Source organism: Pseudidiomarina fusca (assembly GCF_032227045.1).
GTDB lineage: Bacteria > Pseudomonadota > Gammaproteobacteria > Enterobacterales > Alteromonadaceae > Pseudidiomarina > Pseudidiomarina fusca.
In genome coordinates, this window is record NZ_JANFPJ010000063.1 from 1 (window position 1) to 3,696 (window position 3,696).

The 3,696-nt window shown below is 43.2% G+C and carries 4 protein-coding genes; all 4 read right to left on the reverse strand.

The genetic code is table 11. The features are described 5' to 3' along the window. Positions 1-93: 93 nt before the first annotated feature. Positions 94-567: a hypothetical protein gene (locus tag NOG12_RS12905; RefSeq protein WP_313933474.1), complete on the reverse strand. Its 474-nt coding sequence runs from the start codon at positions 565-567 to the stop codon at positions 94-96. A gap of 27 nt (positions 568-594) precedes the next feature. Further along, a complete protein-coding gene (locus tag NOG12_RS12910) occupies positions 595-774 on the reverse strand; it encodes a hypothetical protein (protein WP_313933475.1) in 180 nt (59 codons plus the stop codon). 157 nt (positions 775-931) lie between these two features. Beyond that, on the reverse strand, positions 932-2,038 hold the full coding sequence (locus NOG12_RS12915; RefSeq protein WP_313933476.1) for a helix-turn-helix domain-containing protein: 1,107 nt from the start codon (positions 2,036-2,038) through the stop codon (positions 932-934). A gap of 264 nt (positions 2,039-2,302) precedes the next feature. Then, entirely contained in the window at positions 2,303-3,457 is a 1,155-nt protein-coding gene (locus NOG12_RS12920) for an SEL1-like repeat protein (protein WP_313933477.1), read from the reverse strand. Positions 3,458-3,696 lie beyond the last annotated feature (239 nt).

A 3,696-nucleotide genomic window follows, 5' to 3' on the forward strand; every position in this document is an offset into this window, starting at 1 on the left:
AAAATTAATGGCCGAAAGTGGGTCAGTTTAGTTGGCCATTAACAGTAATTTTGTGACCTTATCTGCACCCATGAAACGATCTCTTTTTACCCATCACTTCACCACCCGCAAATGGCCTTTCCGGTCCCTAGCAACCCCAACCTCCCCGTCAAAGTACTTAGCATCGGGCAGCTTAAACGGTGGATGGCTATTCAAATCAACTAGCTTAATATAACTATCACTAAAGCGTTGAAAGTTTAAAAGGTAGGCTGATAACCAATCGCCACGACTAGAGTCCTCAGCGCATTCGTAACGAGGAATGCCAATGTGGTAGTGCCAAAGTTTGTGTTTGCGCGCGAACTGAACTTTGGAGACAAACTGGCGATCGTTAGTATCAACGTCCGTTGAGTCTTTTAACCGCCCTGGAAAGTGCTGCGCATCGCCAAAGCCGTGCGTCAGATAACGTTCCATAAAGTCATTGAATTTTTCTTTATCCGAGCGCTCGCGAGGATGAAAATGCGGGGGCGTCTGACTCGCATTCATGTAGATTTTTAAGAAGTGAAAACTTACTGATAGCTGTCGTTCCATGACAATCATCCTTGTGGTTAAGTTGCTTTAACCTTCCTGAGCTACCAAGTCGTAATAGGCCTGCTCTAACGTTTTTTGTATTTCGTCGGCCGTTATTGGCCCTTTCAACACAACCACTTCATCGCTGTCATTGCCTTCAACAGCTTCAGTCATTCGAGCTAGGTCGAATGAATAGTTTGATGTGTTGTTTCCTTTGGTGTCCGTCATACGGATACGCTCCTTCGGGTTTTGTTTCTTAAGCGGCCTGTAATGATAGTACTTGAACAAAATTTATTCAAATTTAAAAGGGTGCAGAGCCTCAATAATGACATTGGTATCAACTAAAATGACATCATCCCTGTTCATTTCATCGAATTCCTTTTACCTATAAATCAAACGGAACTGCCAAGTCATGTTCTCGATATGTACTTGCAAGCGCATCAATCGAGATACCAATAATATCAGCAGCTCGGCGAACTGAAATTAAGCCTGCTGATATGCCAGACGACAACACTTTGAGATAAGATTCACTTAGCAACTTATGAGGCACAAGGTTCGCCGAATCCCCATTACCCGGCGGGCGTTCACCTCTGAGAAACATTTGAGCGTCAGTTTTACTGATTCTGTCTAAACTCACCAATCGCCAAACTATAGAATCAAACGACACTTCAAAGTCATTGGCAACTTGCGTCAAAGCTTGAGCAGTTAACGTTTCAGGCAAAGAGCCAATGAGCGACGCCTTTGGCATTAATAATGCACCGGCAAATGCATCCGCAAGTTGTTCAATGCGCGAGCGTTTTGCACCTAAGTTAACTTGCACACGGTCAATGTGGCTTGGCTTCATTGTGCGCCAAGTTAGACAATGAAAAAGCTCATGTGCCTTATCAAAATTACGACGGCCCCTTACTTGATTCGAATTAACGACAGCTAAAAGCGCTTCATCCGACGCCATTGCGGCACCCGAAATATGACTCGGCAAATCGAGATAGATGCAATCAATATTCAATTTTTCATACAGCTTATGAAGCACTAAACCTGGGTGATTACCTAGTTCATATTCGTCAACAAGCTTTTCAGCAGCAAGTTGTGCATCTTCAAATGAGTTTCGCTCGCCAAGTGGCAAAGCTGATATCGCTACTGGAGCGATATTCAACTTTCGCCGTAAAGTGATCAGCAAATTCAAGATACTGCTGCCTCGCTTTTCAAAATCTGCGAGTGCAGCGCCTTCATTATCAGTACGCCAACTAAACTCAACATCTAGTGCTGGCTCATAGGCATCGAGGAGTGCCATTGGGGGAACTTCTAATAGCTCGGCGAAACGAATCAATTCATCAGCCCGAACCTGGCGTTCACCACGCTCAATATCTGACAATGTCTGACGCTGGTTAAACGCCATCAGATTGCTCAATTCTTGTTGCTTAATTTTACGCAACTTACGGAAGTATGTAATACGCTGCGCTATTAACTGCTGTTGTTCAGTTTGACGATCCATGTGATTCAAGTCCGCGTGAAATTTAACCACATTTTATCTTGCATAATAAATTATGCAAGATTTTTATGTAATGATCTCCATAACGAAAAAAGGAGCCAAACGGCTCCTTCTGTCTTTGGATGCAGTAGAGCAACTGATTCAAATAGGATTGATGATTGAGAATGTGATCACATTTATACCCATCATTGTGCAATTTAAAACCATCACATCGCGCGGGGAGTTCGTGAGGCTATTCTGAGCATTTACCTAGCCGCGTGTTGCGCATTAGCAGCCTTTAAACTCTTTACGTTGACATTCTCGAGCTAGCTTTTGCGCTTCTGCAATCTGTTCTTTCGTCATTTGACTTTCAAATTTATCACGGTATTCTCGGGCTTCTTGAGAGTCTACAGCTGCAATGTTCATCCACATATGTGCATATACATAATCCTGCATAACCCCATTCCCCACCCAGTACTTCAAGCTTAAACTTATTTGCGCTCCATTAGAGCCCTCTTCGGAGGCTTTTTTGTACCAATAAACCGCTTCAGTCACATCGGCAGAAACTCCCATCCCAGACTCATATAAAACGCCTAGACTATACATGGCGTACGGGGCTCCTTTGTCAGCTGCTTTTCTAAATAAATTAAGCGCCATTTCATAATCTTGAGCCACACCATTACCGAGCGTATAAGCACGAGCCAATTTTTGCATAGAAGTGACATGCTCTTGTGCTGCTGATTTTTTATACCATACTATAGCTTCAGTCCATTGTTCAGCTTCTTCATAACTAAGCCCCAACTGAAATTGAGCTTCGGCATTTCCCCCATTCGCAGCTGACTGTAACCATCTCCTCGCCTTTTTATCATCTTTCGGTACACGAATGCCCTCCGAATAGATTTTGTACAGCCCCATTTGAGCATTCAAAATGCCTACGTTTGCGGCTCTTTCGTATATATTTAAAGCCTTATTAATGTCCTCAGGAATTCCCAACTCAACTAAAAAAAACTGTTCAACGCGGGAGCGAGCCCCGGTATCCACACCCACTTCAATAGCTTGTATCAACATATCAAGAGCTTTATTCAAATCTTGATTGGTACCATAGCCTAATCTGTATAAGTCAGCGAGTAACTCGAGCGAGCGCATATCTCCATTGTTAATAGATTTTGTGTACCACTCTATCGCCTTTGTGAAATCTTGTTCAGTTCCATATCCATATTGGTACATAAGGCCAATAAATGCTTGAGCCATCGGCTCACCTTGTTCGGCCAGTGGTAAACATGTACTCCAGGTTTTTTGATGGTCATCTCCGCCAAATGCCAATTGACAATCGCTTTTTGAACTTGCCGAAGCCGTAAATGCTTGCATTGCTATCCACGCAAAAAAGAGGACAGCTGTTAAACCGTTTAACGTCTGTAAATTCATTGATATTTTTTTAAACACTACGCTCTATTCCTCTATTCCCTAAACTTATCCATTCTTATTTCGATAAACTAAGCTGTCAACAACGGGTGAAAACTGATCCTGTGAGGGGGCGACCAAGAACTTCCCATCCTTCATACTGAGTCGCTATGGCGTTGACGTCTACCCCACTAATAGTGAGCCACCTACATAAGCTAACCAGCTTATTAGGCCCTCTGATCCGTACCACTAAAAGTGGACACTTTGCTAAGCACTATTTT

What these genes read in the sequence shown, in the direction of transcription:
- NOG12_RS12905 (WP_313933474.1), bottom strand. Translation starts at nt 567, where the DNA reads ATGGAACGACAGCTATCAGTAAGTTTTCACTTCTTAAAAATCTACATG.
- NOG12_RS12915 (WP_313933476.1), bottom strand. Translation starts at nt 2,038, where the DNA reads ATGGATCGTCAAACTGAACAACAGCAGTTAATAGCGCAGCGTATTACA.
- NOG12_RS12910 (WP_313933475.1), bottom strand. Translation starts at nt 774, where the DNA reads ATGACGGACACCAAAGGAAACAACACATCAAACTATTCATTCGACCTA.